This window comes from Burkholderia sp. CpTa8-5 (genome assembly GCF_017815045.1).
Lineage (GTDB): Bacteria > Pseudomonadota > Gammaproteobacteria > Burkholderiales > Burkholderiaceae > Burkholderia > Burkholderia sola.
This window is the reverse complement of the sequence record NZ_JAGIQD010000023.1, coordinates 52,660-67,501: the sequence shown is the minus strand read 5'-3', so window position 1 is coordinate 67,501 and position 14,842 is coordinate 52,660. Positions and strand designations below refer to the sequence as shown.

The following is a 14,842-nucleotide window of genomic DNA, read 5'->3' as shown; positions in this document are numbered from 1 at the left end:
CGCGATATGGATGCTTCCCTGATACAGACCATCGCCGTCTACGCGTTGCCCGTGATCTTCGCGATCACGCTGCACGAGGCCGCGCATGGCTACGCTGCACGCCTGCTCGGCGACAACACCGCGTACGCGATGGGGCGCGTGTCGTTCAATCCGATGCGCCACATCGACCCGCTCGGCACGATTGCCATTCCGCTCGCGATGTACTTCCTGACCGGCGGCGCGTTCCTGTTCGGCTATGCGAAGCCGGTGCCGGTATCGTTCGGCAACCTGCGCAATCCGCGCTGGGGCAGCCTGTGGGTCGCGCTCGCGGGCCCGGCCTGCAACTTCGTGCAGGCGCTCGTCTGGGGCCTGCTGACGCTCGTGCTGCCGGCCGTCGGCGTCGACGAGCCGTTCTTCACGCGGATGGCGTTCGCCGGCGTCAGCGCGAACCTCGTGCTCGGCGTGCTGAACCTGTTTCCGCTGCCGCCGCTCGACGGCGGCCGCATCCTGGCGGCGCTGCTGCCGACCAGGCAATCGATCGCGCTGTCGCGCATCGAGCCGTACGGTTTCATCATCGTCCTCGTGCTCGTCACGACGGGCGTGCTGACGAATTTCTGGCTGCGTCCGCTCGTCAATGTCGGCTACGCCGTCCTGAGCGCCATCCTGTCCCCCTTCGCCTCGCTTTTCTAACGACAATCATGTTCCCAGAACGTATTTTCTCCGGCATGCGACCCACCGGGTCGCTGCACCTCGGTCATTACCACGGCGTGCTGAAAAACTGGGTGAAGCTGCAGTCCGAGTACCCGTGCTTCTTCTGCGTCGTCGACTGGCATGCGCTGACGACGCACTACGAGACGCCCGAGGTCATCGAGAAGAACGTGTGGGACGTGCTGATCGACTGGCTCGCGTCCGGCATCGATCCCGCGCAGGCGACACTGTTCATCCAGAGCAAGGTGCCCGAGCATGCGGAACTCGCGCTGCTGCTCGGCATGAGCACGCCGCTCGGCTGGCTCGAACGCGTGCCGACCTACAAGGAGCAGATGGAGAAGCTGAAGGACAAGGATCTGTCCACCTACGGCTTCCTCGGCTACCCGGTGCTGATGGCGGCCGACATCCTGTTGTATCGCGGCTCGCTCGTGCCGGTCGGCGAGGACCAGGTGCCGCACGTCGAGATGACGCGCGAGATCGCGCGCCGCTTCAACTACCTGTACGGCCGCGAGCCCGGTTTCGAGGAGAAGGCGCTCGACGCCGCGAAGAAGCTCGGCGGCAAGCGTGCGAAGCTCTATCACGAGCTGCGCAACGCGTATCAGCAGGAAGGCGACGACGAGGCGCTCGAACAGGCGCGCGCGATGCTGCAGGAATCGCAAAGCCTGTCGATGAGCGACCGCGAGCGCCTGTTCGGCTATCTCGAAGGCGCGCGCAAGATCATCCTGGTCGAGCCGCAGGCGCTGCTGACCGAAGCGTCGCGGATGCCGGGCCTCGACGGGCAGAAGATGTCCAAGTCGTACGGCAACACGATCGGCCTGCGTGAAGACGCCGACACGATCACGAAGAAGGTCCGCACGATGCCGACCGATCCCGCCCGCGTGCGCCGCACCGATCCGGGCGATCCCGACAAGTGCCCGGTGTGGCAGCTTCACCAGGTCTACACGGACGAAGCGACGCACGAGTGGGTGCAGAAGGGCTGCCGTTCGGCGGGTATCGGCTGCCTCGACTGCAAGCAGCCGGTCGTCGAAGGCATCCTGCGCGAACAGCAGCCGATGCTCGAGCGCGCGCAGAAGTACATGGACGATCCGTCGCTGCTGCGTGCGATCGTCGCGGACGGTTGCGACAAGGCGCGCAAGTACGCGACGGAAACGATGCGCGACGTGCGCGACGCGATGGGCCTGTCGTACAACTGATCCGGCGCATGAGCGAATCCGTCATCGCCGCTGCGGGCGGCCACGTCGGCCAGGCCGAGCCGTCGCGCTGGGTCGCGCAATGGGCGCGGCTCGTGCCGGCCGGCGGCGCGGTGCTCGACGTCGCCGCGGGCGGCGGCCGCCATGCGCGCGGGTTCGCGTCGCGCGGGCATCCGGTCGTCGCGCTCGATCGCGATCCGGCCGCGCTGGCCGCATTGCGCGCGATTCCCGGTGTTGATGCCCGAGAGGCCGATCTCGAGGGCGCGCCGTGGCCGCTGCCGGCCGGCGAGCAGTACGCGGCCGTGATCATCACGAACTACCTGCATCGTCCGCTCTGGCCCCATCTGCTCGATGCGGTGGCGCCGGGCGGCGTGCTGATCTACGAAACCTTCGCGCAAGGAAACGAAACGGTCGGAAAACCGTCCAACCCCGCGTTCCTGCTCGCCCCGGGCGAGTTGCTGGACGCCGTGCACGGCCGCCTGCGGGTGGTCGCGTACGAGGACGGTTTCATCGCCGCGCCGCGCGAGGCATTCGTCCAGCGTCTTAGCGCAGTGCGCGAGGGCGCGACCCCGAAGGCGGGGGCGGGAATTCCACGTTACGAACTGCCCGGCTAATCCGCTACAATCTCAATGTTTACCGGTACATACTCAATCGCGTTTCATGGCTAACGGCACCCAAGACGGCATTCAAATCCGCGGCAGCATCCCCGCGATCGTCACCCCGATGCTCGAAGACGGCAGTCTCGATCTGCCGGCGTTTCGCAAACTGGTCGACTGGCACATCGCGGAAGGCACCGATGCGCTGGTCGTCGTCGGTACGAGCGGCGAGTCGGCAACGCTCAGCGTCGAAGAGCACATCCTGATGATCCGCACGGCGGTCGAGCATGCGGCGAAACGCATCCCGATCATCGCGGGCGCCGGCGGCAATTCGACCGCCGAGGCGATCGAGCTGACGAAGCACGCGAAGGCCGTCGGTGCGGACGCGACGCTGCAGGTCGTGCCGTACTACAACAAGCCGACGCAGGAAGGCATGTACCGCCACTTCCGGACGATCGCCGAAGCGGTCGACCTGCCGGTGATCCTGTACAACGTGCCGGGCCGCACGGTCGCGGACATGGCGCACGAGACGACGCTGCGCCTCGCGCAGGTGCCGGGCATCATCGGCGTGAAGGAAGCGACCGGCAACATCGATCGCGCCGCGCACCTGATCAAGGCCGCGCCGAAGCATTTCGCGATCTACAGCGGCGACGATCCGACCGCGATCGCGCTGATGCTGCTCGGCGGCCACGGCAACATCTCGGTGACCGCGAACGTCGCGCCGCGCGCGATGAGCGAGCTGTGCCGCGCGGCGTTGGCCGGCGACGTCGCAACGGCGCGCGAACTGCACATGAAGCTGCTGTCGCTGCACAAGAATCTGTTCATCGAAGCGAACCCGATCCCGGTGAAGTGGGCGCTGCAGGCAATGGGCAAGATGCAGGGCGGCATCCGGCTGCCGCTCACGGCGCTCGACGAGCGCTGCCACGATGCCGTGCGTTCGGCCCTCGTCGAGGCCGGCGTTCTCGCCTGATGCCGACGCGGCCGCGTCCTGCGGCCGCCGGCTCGACCCCTGATCAACCCGCACCGGCCGGCTCCGTCCGGCGCCGCTCCTGACGAGCGTTCTAGCAAGACGAAGGATTTCATGAAACGTTTCGCCATTTCCTCTCGCGCCATCCAGTTGTCGGTGGTGGCGCTGGCGCTGGGCGCGCTCGCTGGCTGCGATACGCTGAACGACTACCTGGCCCCCGACCGGGTCAACTACAAGAACACCGGCTCGGCGCCGCCGCTCGCGGTGCCGAGCGACCTGAAGCCGGTGCAGACGACGCAGCAGTTCGTCGCGCCACCGACCAACGCAGGACTCGGCACGCTGCCGCCGCGGGCCACGACGCAAGCGGGCAACGCGACCGACGGCATCCCGAGCGCGCAGGATCCGCTCGGCATGCACATCGAGCGCGACGGCGATCGCCGCTGGCTCGTCGTCGACGGCCGCACGCCCGAGCAGCTGTGGCCGATCCTGAAGGAGTTCTGGCAGGAGAACGGCTTCTCGCTGAAGACCGATGCGCCGTCGACGGGCATCATGGCCACCGACTGGGCCGAGAACCGCGCGAACATTCCGGACGACTGGTTCCGCCGCACGATCGGCCGGGTCATCGATTTCGCGTACTCGTCGGGCACGCGCGACCGCTTCCGCACGCTTGTGAACCGGACGTCGGACGGCAACACCGACATCTCGATCACGCATAGCGCGATGGAAGAAATGATGGTCGGCCCGCAGGGCGGCACGTCGTCGCGCTGGGAGGAGCGTCCGCGCAACCCGGTGCTCGAAGCCGTGTTCCTGTCGAAGCTGATGCAGAAGTTCGGCCTGACCGACGCGCAGGCGAAGCAGTTGCTGACCGATGCGCGCCCGGCGACGGCGCCGGCGCAGGTCAGCGACACGAGCGGCGGCGCGGCGACGCTGCAACTGGCCGAGTCGTTCGATCGCGCGTGGCTGCGCGTGGGCCTGGCGCTCGACCGGACCAACTTCACGGTCGACAATCGCGACCGCGAGAAGGGCGTCTATACCGTACGCTATGCGAATTCGATGGAAGAGCTCAAGCGTGACGGCCTGTTCGGCAAGCTGTTCTACGGCGGCCCGTCGGCAGCCAAGCCCGGCAAGGAATACCTGATCAACGTGCGCGCGGCAGGCGCCAGCGGCACGCAGGTGGCGGTGATCGGCGCGAACGGCCAAGTCGACAACTCGTCGGACGCGCAGCGGATCATTTCGCTGCTGCACGCGCAACTGAACTGAGCGCGTGCGATTCGCCAGCCTCGGAAGCGGCAGCGAAGGCAACGCGCTGGTCGTCGAGGCCTCGAGCGGCACGACGACCACCCGCGTGCTGCTCGACTGCGGCTTTTCCGCCAAGGAGGTCGAGCGCCGGCTCGGCCGACTGAATCTCTGCATCGCCGATCTCGATGCGATCCTCATTACCCACGAACACAGCGACCACGTCGGCAGTGCGCTGACGCTCGCGCGCCGCGCGTCGCTGCCGCTCTACATGAGCTGGGGCACCGCGCGCGCGGTCGGCGCGGACGAGGCCGATATCGATCTCCACGTGTTGTGGGGCGACGAGACGGCCGCGATACGCGATCTGGCCGTGATGCCCTATACGGTCCCGCACGATGCGCGGGAACCGCTCCAGTTCGTGTTCATGGACGGAAACCGCCGGCTCGGCGTGCTGACGGACGTCGGGATGGCTACGCCGCACATCACGGCCGTCCTGAGCGGCTGTGACGCGCTGGTGCTTGAATCCAACCACGATACCGCGATGCTGGCCGCGAGCCGCTATCCGCAGTCGCTGAAGGCGCGGATCGGCGGCAACCACGGCCACCTGAGCAACGACGCGGCGGCCGACATCCTCGCGTCGCTCGAACGCAGCCGTCTCCAGCATCTGGTCGCGGCCCATCTGAGCCAGCAGAACAACCTGCCGGAACTGGCCCGCCAGGCGTTTGGCGGCGTACTCGGGACGGACGGGGAGGACGTGGTCGTGGCCTCGCAGGACGCGGGCTTCGACTGGCTGATGCTCGGATGAGCGGGGCAGGGCCGCTGCGGCGGCCCGAAGCGGCTGCCGGGCGCTCGATTCGAAAGCGGCAGACGTAAAAAAACCGGCCCTCGGGCCGGTTTTTTTCAGCTGATGCTGAAGGCTTACTGGCTTGCGCCCGAAGCCGGAGCAGCCGTCGCTGCCGAAGCAGCCGACGCCACTGCAGCAGCAGCGTCGCTCGCAGCAGCCGAAGCCGACGAAGCAGCAGCCGAAGCGTCGCTCGCAGCACCAGCAACTGCCGAAGCAGCCGACGAAGCAGCAGCCGATGCGTCGCTAGCAGCCGACGAAGCAGCTTGATCAGCGCTCTTGTTGCAAGCAGCCAGTGCAACAGCAGCCAACAGGGAAGCTACGAGGAGGGATTTCTTCATGATCACGTCCTTTTATGGTTAAAGGTAAGCAACAGCGCGAAACAATACCGGTAATGTGCTCCAACACCGACCTGGGCCGCTGGTGGAGATGCACTTCTTAGAGCGTGAATCTTCCCTACGGCTTGGGCGGAAATTATATGCACTTTCCTATCGACCGTCGACAAATGCGGGGTCAATACGTTGTCTTTCCCATACAGAATTTGATCTGCATGGGCATACGGGGCGACTCACACTAATTCCGGCTTCCGACCCGTATCCAGCCCGCACGATACCACTCGTGCAACAAGGCTGTCATCGAGGGACCCCGGGATAGTGTTACAAACCGTTTCGCCTCCATCTGGCGTTGATTGGCCAGTTCGGGCAGCCATTCCTCGGCTTGCTCGAGCGGACCTTCCTCGCCATTAATGAAGTACGAGCGCGCGTTATACATCAATGCGGCCCTTCTGTCGAGACGCACGCCACGGCGTGATGCCTGCGTAACGAACGCGGCCTCGGACAGCGGACGCTCGGGCGGGTCGAAAACGACGTTCGATTTGGGCTCGCTCAGGTAGCAGCCGAGGAATTCGGCGACGTCGCGCTTGCGCCAGCGGATCGCGTCGACGATCTCGGCGACACGGTCGACCATCGCCGGCGGCAACTGCGCGGGCGCGTCGACGGCCGGCTGCTTCGGATCGCGGTAGAGGTCGTCGCCGCCCGCGTCGCGCAGGCCGCCGCGCTCCGCGAGGTAATACAGGAACTGGGCGCCCAGCTCGCCGGCGGACGGGGCCCGAAAGCCGATCGAGCAGGTCATGCACTCGCCTTCGGCGACGCCGTCGTGCGCGATGTGCGGCGGCAGGTACAGCATATCGCCGGGTTCCAGCACCCATTCGTCGCTCGGCTCGAAGTTCTCGAGGATCTTCAGCGGCACGTCCGGCTGCAGCGACAGGTCCTTCTGCGCGCCGACCCGCCAGCGGCGCCGGCCTTCGACCTGCAGCAGGAAGACGTCGTACGAATCGAAGTGCGGGCCGACGCCGCCGCCGTCCGTCGCATACGAGATCATCAGGTCGTCCAGCCGCGCGTCGGGGATGAAGCGGAAGCGGTCGAGCAGCGCACGGGCCGCGTCGACGTGCAGGTCGAGCCCCTGCACGAGCAAGGTCCAGGATTTGCGCGTGACGGCAGGCAGCGAGTCGGGCTCGAACGGACCGTGCGACAGTTGCCACTTGTTACGAAAATGGGTGATCAATCGCGATTCGGCGTCATAGTCGGCGGCGAGTTCGAACAATGCATCGCGCGTGACCGGCGACGCGACGCCGGGGATCGCCTGGCGGATCAGCAGCGGCTTCTTTTGCCAGTAGCCGCGCATGAATTGCGCCGGCGTCAGGCCGCCGAGCAGCGGCGTGGGAAGATCGGAAGGCGGCGCGCCGAGCGGGGCGGCAGCGGCATCCCGCGGTTCGGCTTGAGACCGGTTGCGCATCGTATAATGAGTTTTGTATTTGGGAGAATTGGATGAAAATCGCAAAAAATACCGTCGTGTCGGTCACCTACAAGCTGTCGGACGCACAGGGCAATCTGATCGAGGAAAGCGACGAGCCGATGGTCTATCTGCACGGCGGCTATGATGGCACGTTCCCCAAGATCGAGGAACAGCTCGACGGCCACGAGGCGGGCTACCAGGCGCAGATCCAGCTCGAGCCGGAAGATGCGTTCGGCGACTACGATCCCGAACTCGTGAAGATCGAGCCGCGCGACCGTTTTCCCGAGCCGCTCGAAGTGGGCATGCAGTTCGAAGGCACGCCGGAAGACGGTGACGAGGAAGCCGACTCGCTGATCTATACGGTCACCGATATCGCCGAAGACAAGGTCGTGCTCGACGGCAATCACCCGCTGGCGGGCATGGCGCTGCGTTTCGCGCTGACCGTGAAGGACGTTCGCGAAGCCACCGAAGACGAAATCGAGCACGAGCACGCGCATGGCGCGGAAGGGCTCGAGATCGTCGACGAGGATGACGACGAAGACGGCGAAGCGCCGTCAGGGCGTACGCTGCACTGAGCTTGCCGGCAGGCCCGGCGCCGGCCCCGATGCGGGGGATGGTGCCGGCCACGACGCGCCGCCCGGTGCGGCGCCGTCGCCCTGCAGCGGCGGCGCGACCGACGACGCGTCGGGCAGCGCCGGCAGCGCGGGAATTTCCGGCATCTGCGGCAGCGGCACGTCGTCGCGCGGCGCGAGCGGCAGCGTGGGCGGCACCGGCAGGTTCTTCGGCACCTCCTGCAGGCTCACGTTGAAGATCGTCTGCCGCGCCGGCGAGACGCTGACCTTCACCCACTGATTCGCCGGATGGCGCGGTCCGATCGCGACGCGCGTCACGTTTCCTACCAGCTCACCGTCGTCGCCATGCAGCGGACGGTCGATCAGAAAGCCGTTCGCCAGCGGTTCGCCGCTCGCGTGCATCACCAGGATCGGGCCGCGGAACGTCGCCGCCGCCTTCACCAGCGTTCGTTTCAGCTCACGGAAGCCGTCGCGCACGCGCGGCCGGTTGAAACGCAGCCACGCGAAGCGCTCCGAGCGTTCATAGCGTTCGAACTGCGGATCGCCTTCGAAAATCACGACCATCGCGCGTGCTTCGCGCCGCTTCGCATATTCGGCCGCGTGGTCGATCCAGAAGCCGTTCGCGACGATGCGATCCTCGAATTCGCCGTTGCGCCCGCCCGCCGTCAAATAATGGTTGTTCGGCGCCGGCGCATTGAGTGCGACGTAGACGATGTCGTCGCGCATCCAGCGTGCGTTTTCGCGATACGGCCGGAACCGTGCGACTTCGCTCTCCCGCGTAATCTGCAGCGCGCCGGGATCGGGCAGCGCCGCGTCGGCGAGCAGCGTCTGCCGCAGGAAATCGAGCCGCTCGACCGGGTCGTAGCCGCCGCCGGCCGCGGTGCTGCACGCGATCCAGTCGTCGTGGCCGGGAATGAACACGAGCGGCACGCGCGCCGAATCCAGGATCGCGCCGCGCTGCGCATACAGCGTGTCGCGGCATGCTTCCTTCGAGCCTTTGAGATCGCCTGCGTAGACGACGAACGCGAGGTTGCGCTCGCGTGCGATCGCATCGAGCAGCCGCTGTGCGGCCGGTTCGTCCGCCGGGACGTTGATGACGCCCGACACGACCGCGAACGAGTAGGGCGCCGCGCTGCGCTTGGGCGGCGCGGCCAGCGCAGCGGCCTGCGCCAGCGCAAGGACCGCCGCGACCAGCGCGGCGGCGGCGCGGGCCGGCAGGCCGCGCGCAACGCGCTTACGCGTGCCCGTCGGCATCGTGCGACCGGACCAGCGTACGCAGTTCGTACAGCAGGTCGAGCGCCTCGCGCGGCTTGAGATCGTCGGGATCGATGTCGCGCAGTTTTTCGAGCGCCGGATGCGGCGTGTCGGGCAGCGCCGGCGCGTCCGCGCATTCGAGATCGTCTACGGCCGCCGGCGGCGCGCTGAAAAGATCGAGTTGCGGCGTGTGCTGGGATGCCGACTGCTGTTCGAGATACGCGAGGTGCTTGCGCGCGGCGCGGATCACCGGCGCCGGAACGCCCGCGAGCTGCGCGACCTGTAGGCCGTAGCTCTGGTTCGCCGGGCCTTCGTTGACCGCGTGCAGGAACACGATCCCGTGGCCGTGCTCGACGGCCGACAGGTGGACGTTGGCCGCTTGCGGGAATTCGGCCGGCAGTTGCGTCAGTTCGAAGTAGTGCGTCGCGAACAGCGTGTAGCACGCGTTGTGCGCGAGCAGGTGGCGCGCGATGGCCCACGCGAGCGCGAGGCCGTCGAAGGTCGACGTGCCGCGGCCGATCTCGTCCATCAGCACGAGGCTTTGCGGCGTCGCGTCGTTGAGGATCGCCGCGGCTTCGGTCATCTCGACCATGAAGGTCGAACGGCCGCCCGCGAGATCGTCGGCCGCGCCGATGCGCGTGAAGATCCGGTCGATCGGGCCGAAGCACGCCGACTTCGCCGGCACGTAGCTGCCGACGTACGCCATCAGCGCAATCAGCGCGGTCTGTCGCATGAACGTCGACTTACCGCCCATGTTCGGGCCGGTGATCAGCAGCAGCTTGCGCTCGGCGCCGAACCGGCAGTCGTTCGCGATGAACTGCTCGACCTGCGCTTCGACGACCGGATGGCGACCCTGCTCGATTTCGATGCCGATCTCGTCGGTGAAGGTCGGCGCGACCCAGTCGAGCGCGCGTGCGCGTTCGGCGAAGGCCGCCAGCAGGTCGAGCTCGGCGAGGGCCGACGCGACGCGCTGGCATTCGGGGATGAACGGCAGCAGCGCCTGCAGCACCGAGTCGTACAGCGCGCGCTCGCGCGCCAATGCGCGTTCCTGCGCGGACAGCGCCTTGTCCTCGAAGGTCTTCAGTTCCGGCGTGATGTAGCGCTCGGCGTTCTTCAGCGTCTGGCGGCGGCGGTAATCGTCGGGCACCTTGTCGGTCTGGCCGCGCGTGACCTCGATGTAGAACCCGTGCACCTTGTTGTATTCGACGCGCAGGTTCGCGATGCCGGTGCGCGCGCGCTCGCGCGCTTCGAGATCGATCAGGAACTGCCCGCAGTTCTCCGAAATGTCTCGCAACTCGTCGAGCTCGGCATCGTAGCCGCGCGCGATCACGCCGCCGTCGCGCACCATCGCGGCCGGCTCGGTGGCGATCGCGCTCGTCAGCAGGTCGAGGCATTCGGCGGGCGGCGCGAGCGCCGCGTCGACGCGCGCGAGCGCATCCGCGTTCGCGACGATCGCGCCGATGCGCTCGCGCAGCGCCGGCAGCGCGGCGAACGTGTCGCGCAGGCTCGACAGGTCGCGCGGGCGAGCGGACAGCAGCGCGAGCCGCCCGGTGATCCGTTCGACGTCGGCGATTTGGCGCAGCGCGCTGCGCAGCGCATCGAGGCTTGCGTTGGCCGGCGCATCGAGCAGCGCGCCGATCGCCTGCTGGCGCGACTGCGCGGCGACCGACGCGCGCGGCGGGTGATGCAGCCAGTGACGCAGCAGGCGGCTGCCCATCGTCGTGCAGCAGGTGTCGAGCAGCGAATACAGCGTGGGCGACTCGGTGCCGCGCAGCGTCTCGGTCAGTTCGAGATTGCGGCGCGTGGCCGGATCGAGCCCGATGTATTCGGTTTCGTTCTCGACCTTCAGGCTGCGCACGTGCCGCAGTTGCTGGCCTTGCGTGGCCGCTGCGTAGAGCAGCAGCGCGCCGGCCGCACCGCACGCGCTCGTCAGCGAATGCGCGCCGAAACCGTCGAGACTCGCGACGTCGAGCTGGTCGCACAGACGCTGCGTGCCCGACGCGATGTCGAAGTGCCAGGCCGGCATGCGCTTGCTTGCGCCTGCGCCGGCGGGAAGGGCGTCGGTCGCGCCGTCCGGCGTCAGGATTTCGGCCGGCCGGATGCGCTCGAGCGCGGCGGCGAGCTGTTCGGGCTCGATCTCGGCGAGCCGCAACGCACCGCTCGCGAGGTTCAGCCACGCGAGGCCGATATTGACCGCGACGCCGCGCTTGTTGTGGCCGGTGCACATCGCGAGCAGGTAGACGTCGTTCTTGTCGGACAGCAGCGCGGCATCGGTCAGCGTGCCGGGCGTGACGACGCGCACGACCTTGCGCTCGACCGGGCCCTTCGACGTGGCTGGATCGCCGATCTGCTCGCAGATCGCGACCGATTCGCCCATCTTCACGAGCTTCGCCAGATACTGCTCGACCGCGTGATGCGGGACGCCGGCCATCTTGATCGGCGTGCCGGCCGACGCACCGCGCTGCGTGAGGGTCAGGTCGAGCAGGCGTGCCGCTTTTTCCGCATCCTCGAAGAACAGCTCGTAGAAGTCGCCCATCCGGTAGAAGACGAGCGTGTCCGGATGATCGGCCTTGATGCGCAGGTACTGCTGCATCATCGGGGTGTGGCCTGCGAAGGCTTCGGGCGACAGCGTGGTCATAGGTCAGGCATGAAGTTGTTGCTTGGGTTGCCCGAGTTTACCAGTGGCTTCGACGCGAACGTGCGAAGTTGGCCGTTTGGTCGATTGCCGGCGGCGCCGTGCAGCGGCAACCGACCTCGAGCGCTGGCTCACGATCGTCGGCCATCAGGCGCCGACGAAAGGGCGCATGGCCGGCAGCCGCGCGCGCTTTCACCATTCCCGATCGAAAGCGTTGCCACGCGCGCGGCAGGGCGGCGGCGCCCGGCTTGCGAGCCTGCGCGCGCCGACCCCGTACCGCCGATCAGGACGCGTGCGCCGACGTCAGGCTGAGCGCCACCGCCTGCGCGACTTCGATGCCGTCGATCGCGGCCGAATAGATGCCGCCCGCATACCCGGCGCCTTCGCCGGCCGGATACAGGCCTTCGACGTTCATGCTCTGGTAGTCGTCCTTGCGTCGAATCCGGATCGGCGACGACGTGCGCGTCTCCACGCCGGTGAGCACGGCGTCGTGCATCGCGAAGCCGGCGATCTTCTTGTCGATCTCCGGCAGCGCTTCGCGGATCGCTTCGATCACGTAGTCGGGCAGCGCGGTGCCGAGATCGGTCGGCGTCACGCCGGGCTTGTACGAAGGCTCCACGGCGCCCAGCGACGTCGATGGCCGGCCCGCGATGAAATCGCCGACCAACTGACCCGGCGCGCGGTAATCGCCGCCGCCGAGTTCGAACGCGCGTTCTTCCCATTTGCGCTGGAACGCGATGCCCGCGAGCGGGCCGCCCGGATAGTCGTCCGGCGTGATGCCGACGACGATGCCCGCGTTCGCATTGCGCTCGGCGCGCGAATACTGGCTCATCCCGTTGGTGACCACGCGGCCCGGCTCCGAGGTCGCGGCGACCACCGTGCCGCCCGGGCACATGCAGAAGCTGTAGACCGCGCGCCCGTTGCTTGCGTGGTGGACCACCTTGTAGTCAGCCGCGCCGAGTTGCTTGTGGCCCGCGAACTTGCCGAAGCGGCTGCGATCGATCAACCCCTGCGGATGCTCGATGCGGAAACCCAGCGAGAACGGCTTGGCTTCGATGTAGACGCCGCGGTCGTGCAGCATCTGGAACGTGTCGCGCGCGCTGTGGCCCACGGCCAGCACCACGCGGTCGCACCGCAGCGTTTCCCCGTTGGACAGCTTGAGCGCGCGCACCTTGCCCTGGTCGATTTCGATGTCGTCGACGCGGGTTTCGAAACGCACTTCGCCGCCGAGCTCGTGGATCGACGCGCGCATTTTTTCCACCATGCTGACGAGGCGGAACGTGCCGATGTGCGGGCGGCTCAGATACAGGATGTCCTCCGGTGCGCCGGCCTTGACGAATTCGTCCAGCACCTTGCGGCCATAGTGGTTCGGATCCTTGATCTGGCTGTACAGCTTGCCGTCGGAAAACGTCCCCGCGCCGCCTTCGCCGAACTGCACGTTGGATTCGGGATTGAGCACGCTCTTGCGCCACAGGCCGAAGGTGTCCTTGGTGCGCTCGCGCACGGCCTTGCCGCGTTCGAGGATGATCGGACGGAACCCCATCTGCGCGAGGATCAGCCCCGCGAACAGCCCGCACGGCCCCATGCCGATGACGACCGGGCGCAGGAAATCGGCGTGTTCGGGCGCCTTCGTGACGAAGTGGTACGCCATGTCGGGCGTCACGCCGCAATTCGGCTTGCCGGCGATGCGCTCGAGCGCGGCCGCTTCGTCATTGACTTCGATATCGACGATATACGTGAGCTTGATGTCGGCGCGCTTGCGCGCGTCGTGCGCGCGGCGGAACACGGTGTAACGGAGCAGCCCGTCTGGTGCCACGCCAAGCTCCGCGAGGCGCGCGCGAATCGCGGCCTCGAGCGCGCTCTCGGGGTGGTCGAGGGGGAGTTTAATTTCGCTTAGCCGTAACATGATGACTCGGATGCGATTGCCACGGCGCCGTGGCGATGTTGATACAGGCGGGGCCGGCACGCCTACGGCGTGCTTCGCCGCGCGGGCATGCCGGACGCAAACCCTACGCTGTCGTTGCGGGACAAGCGGTGCGAGCGGCAGTACGCCGGCTCGAACGCGCAACTCGAGCAACTTCAGGATAGACGCACGAAGCGGCCCGCGTACACGGAAGATTGTCCCGCGTGTCGGGCGATCGGCGCGCCATCACGACGATGTCGCGCGAGCGGCTTGCGCGAAAGCCGCGCCACGCGGGCGCGGCCCGGGCTTACTCCGCTGCCGGATGCATGCGGCTGTAGCGGTTCAGGATCGGAATCATCTGCGCGTAGATCTTCGGGTTCGCGGCGACGATTTCATGGCGATGCAGGAAATCGGCGTCGCCCGTGTAGTTGCCGACGAGGCCGCCGGCCTCGGTGATCAGCAGGCTGCCCGCCGCCATGTCCCACACGTTGATGCCTTGCTCGAAGAACGCGTCGAGGCGGCCGGCCGCGACGTTCGCGAGGTCGAGCGCCGCCGCGCCCGGGCGGCGCAGGCCCGTGCAGGCCTGCGTCATTTCGGTGAAGAGGCGCGCGTACGCGTCGAGGCCGTCCTTCTCGCGGAACGGGAAGCCCGTGCCGACCAGCGCGTCCGACAGGCGGTCGCGGCGGCCGACGCGGATGCGGCGGTCGTTCAGGTACGCGCCGCGGCCGCGGGTGGCCGTGAACAGGTCGTTCTTGTTCGGATCGTAGACGACGGCCTGCGTGACGACGCCCTTGTGCTCGAGCGCGATCGATACGCAGTAGTACGGGAAGCCGTGGATGAAGTTGGTCGTGCCGTCGAGCGGATCGATGATCCACTTGAATTCGGATTCGTTCTCCGATTCGCCCGATTCCTCCGCGAGGATCGCGTGGTCGGGGTAGGCGGTCTTCAGCGTCTCGATGATCGCGTCTTCGGCGGCCTTGTCCACTTCGGTGACGAAGTCGTTCTGCTGCTTCTTGCGGATCTCGATCAGGTCGAGATCGAGGGACGCGCGATTGATGATCTGTCCGGCGCGGCGCGCAGCCTTGACAGCAATGTTGAGCATGGGATGCATGAGCCTGGATCCTGTAGCCGGCGGCACGGGCCGCCACGAAGTGGGACAACCGCCCG

General features: G+C 67.2%; 13 protein-coding genes and 1 pseudogene. 8 read left to right on the top strand and 6 right to left on the bottom strand.

The window, feature by feature from the left end; translation table 11 throughout:
- The first annotated feature begins 6 nt into the window (after nucleotides 1–6).
- The 7 genes from J8I35_RS27135 (at nucleotide 7) to J8I35_RS27105 (ending at nucleotide 5,767) form a co-directional block, all read left to right on the top strand.
- Complete coding sequence (locus J8I35_RS27135; RefSeq protein WP_011549479.1) at nucleotides 7–669, top strand: site-2 protease family protein; 663 nt, start codon at nucleotides 7–9, stop codon at nucleotides 667–669.
- An 8-nt stretch (nucleotides 670–677) separates the two neighbouring features.
- Nucleotides 678–1,880, top strand: coding sequence for a tryptophan--tRNA ligase (locus J8I35_RS27130; protein WP_050012986.1), 1,203 nt, complete (start codon nucleotides 678–680; stop codon nucleotides 1,878–1,880).
- 8 nt (nucleotides 1,881–1,888) lie between these two features.
- Nucleotides 1,889–2,491 (top strand): class I SAM-dependent methyltransferase, encoded by a 603-nt coding sequence (locus J8I35_RS27125; RefSeq protein WP_209927821.1) that lies wholly within the window; start codon nucleotides 1,889–1,891, stop codon nucleotides 2,489–2,491.
- A 46-nt stretch (nucleotides 2,492–2,537) separates the two neighbouring features.
- Nucleotides 2,538–3,443, top strand: coding sequence for a 4-hydroxy-tetrahydrodipicolinate synthase (dapA, locus tag J8I35_RS27120; RefSeq protein ID WP_050012984.1), 906 nt, complete (start codon nucleotides 2,538–2,540; stop codon nucleotides 3,441–3,443).
- Nucleotides 3,444–3,554: 111 nt separating this feature from the next.
- Complete coding sequence (gene bamC, locus J8I35_RS27115) at nucleotides 3,555–4,700, top strand: outer membrane protein assembly factor BamC (RefSeq protein ID WP_050012983.1); 1,146 nt, start codon at nucleotides 3,555–3,557, stop codon at nucleotides 4,698–4,700.
- 4 nt (nucleotides 4,701–4,704) lie between these two features.
- The gene (locus J8I35_RS27110) at nucleotides 4,705–5,481 is read left to right on the top strand and encodes an MBL fold metallo-hydrolase (protein WP_209927817.1); all 777 of its coding nucleotides are present in this window, start codon (nucleotides 4,705–4,707) and stop codon (nucleotides 5,479–5,481) included.
- Between the two features lie 121 nt (nucleotides 5,482–5,602).
- Nucleotides 5,603–5,767, top strand: a complete 165-nt coding sequence (locus J8I35_RS27105) for a hypothetical protein (RefSeq protein WP_162838119.1) — start codon at nucleotides 5,603–5,605, stop codon at nucleotides 5,765–5,767.
- A 20-nt stretch (nucleotides 5,768–5,787) separates the two neighbouring features.
- Here J8I35_RS27105 and J8I35_RS35000 read toward each other — a convergent pair.
- Together J8I35_RS35000 and J8I35_RS27100 are read right to left on the bottom strand one after the other, a co-directional pair.
- Nucleotides 5,788–6,034 (bottom strand): annotated as a pseudogene (locus J8I35_RS35000) (hypothetical protein).
- A gap of 56 nt (nucleotides 6,035–6,090) precedes the next feature.
- The gene (locus J8I35_RS27100) at nucleotides 6,091–7,311 is read right to left on the bottom strand and encodes a cupin domain-containing protein (protein ID WP_050012981.1); all 1,221 of its coding nucleotides are present in this window, start codon (nucleotides 7,309–7,311) and stop codon (nucleotides 6,091–6,093) included.
- A gap of 32 nt (nucleotides 7,312–7,343) precedes the next feature.
- On the opposite strand from J8I35_RS27100, the gene J8I35_RS27095 reads away from it, so the two are divergent.
- Nucleotides 7,344–7,886, top strand: coding sequence for a peptidylprolyl isomerase (locus J8I35_RS27095; RefSeq protein WP_011694320.1), 543 nt, complete (start codon nucleotides 7,344–7,346; stop codon nucleotides 7,884–7,886).
- On the opposite strand, the gene J8I35_RS27090 is transcribed toward J8I35_RS27095, so the two are convergent.
- The 4 genes from J8I35_RS27090 to J8I35_RS27075 form a co-directional block, all read right to left on the bottom strand.
- A complete protein-coding gene (locus tag J8I35_RS27090) occupies nucleotides 7,866–9,137 on the bottom strand; it encodes a hypothetical protein (protein WP_089488586.1) in 1,272 nt (423 codons plus the stop codon). The two genes, J8I35_RS27095 and J8I35_RS27090, sit on opposite strands and share 21 nt — an antisense overlap.
- On the bottom strand, nucleotides 9,118–11,775 hold the full coding sequence (mutS, locus tag J8I35_RS27085) for a DNA mismatch repair protein MutS (RefSeq protein ID WP_124631415.1): 2,658 nt from the start codon (nucleotides 11,773–11,775) through the stop codon (nucleotides 9,118–9,120). The genes J8I35_RS27090 and mutS overlap by 20 nt, the downstream gene beginning before the upstream one ends.
- Before the next feature lie 280 nt (nucleotides 11,776–12,055).
- The gene (locus J8I35_RS27080) at nucleotides 12,056–13,678 is read right to left on the bottom strand and encodes an NAD(P)/FAD-dependent oxidoreductase (protein ID WP_050012978.1); all 1,623 of its coding nucleotides are present in this window, start codon (nucleotides 13,676–13,678) and stop codon (nucleotides 12,056–12,058) included.
- A 304-nt stretch (nucleotides 13,679–13,982) separates the two neighbouring features.
- Complete coding sequence (locus tag J8I35_RS27075; protein WP_050012977.1) at nucleotides 13,983–14,786, bottom strand: inositol monophosphatase family protein; 804 nt, start codon at nucleotides 14,784–14,786, stop codon at nucleotides 13,983–13,985.
- Nucleotides 14,787–14,842: the final 56 nt, after the last annotated feature.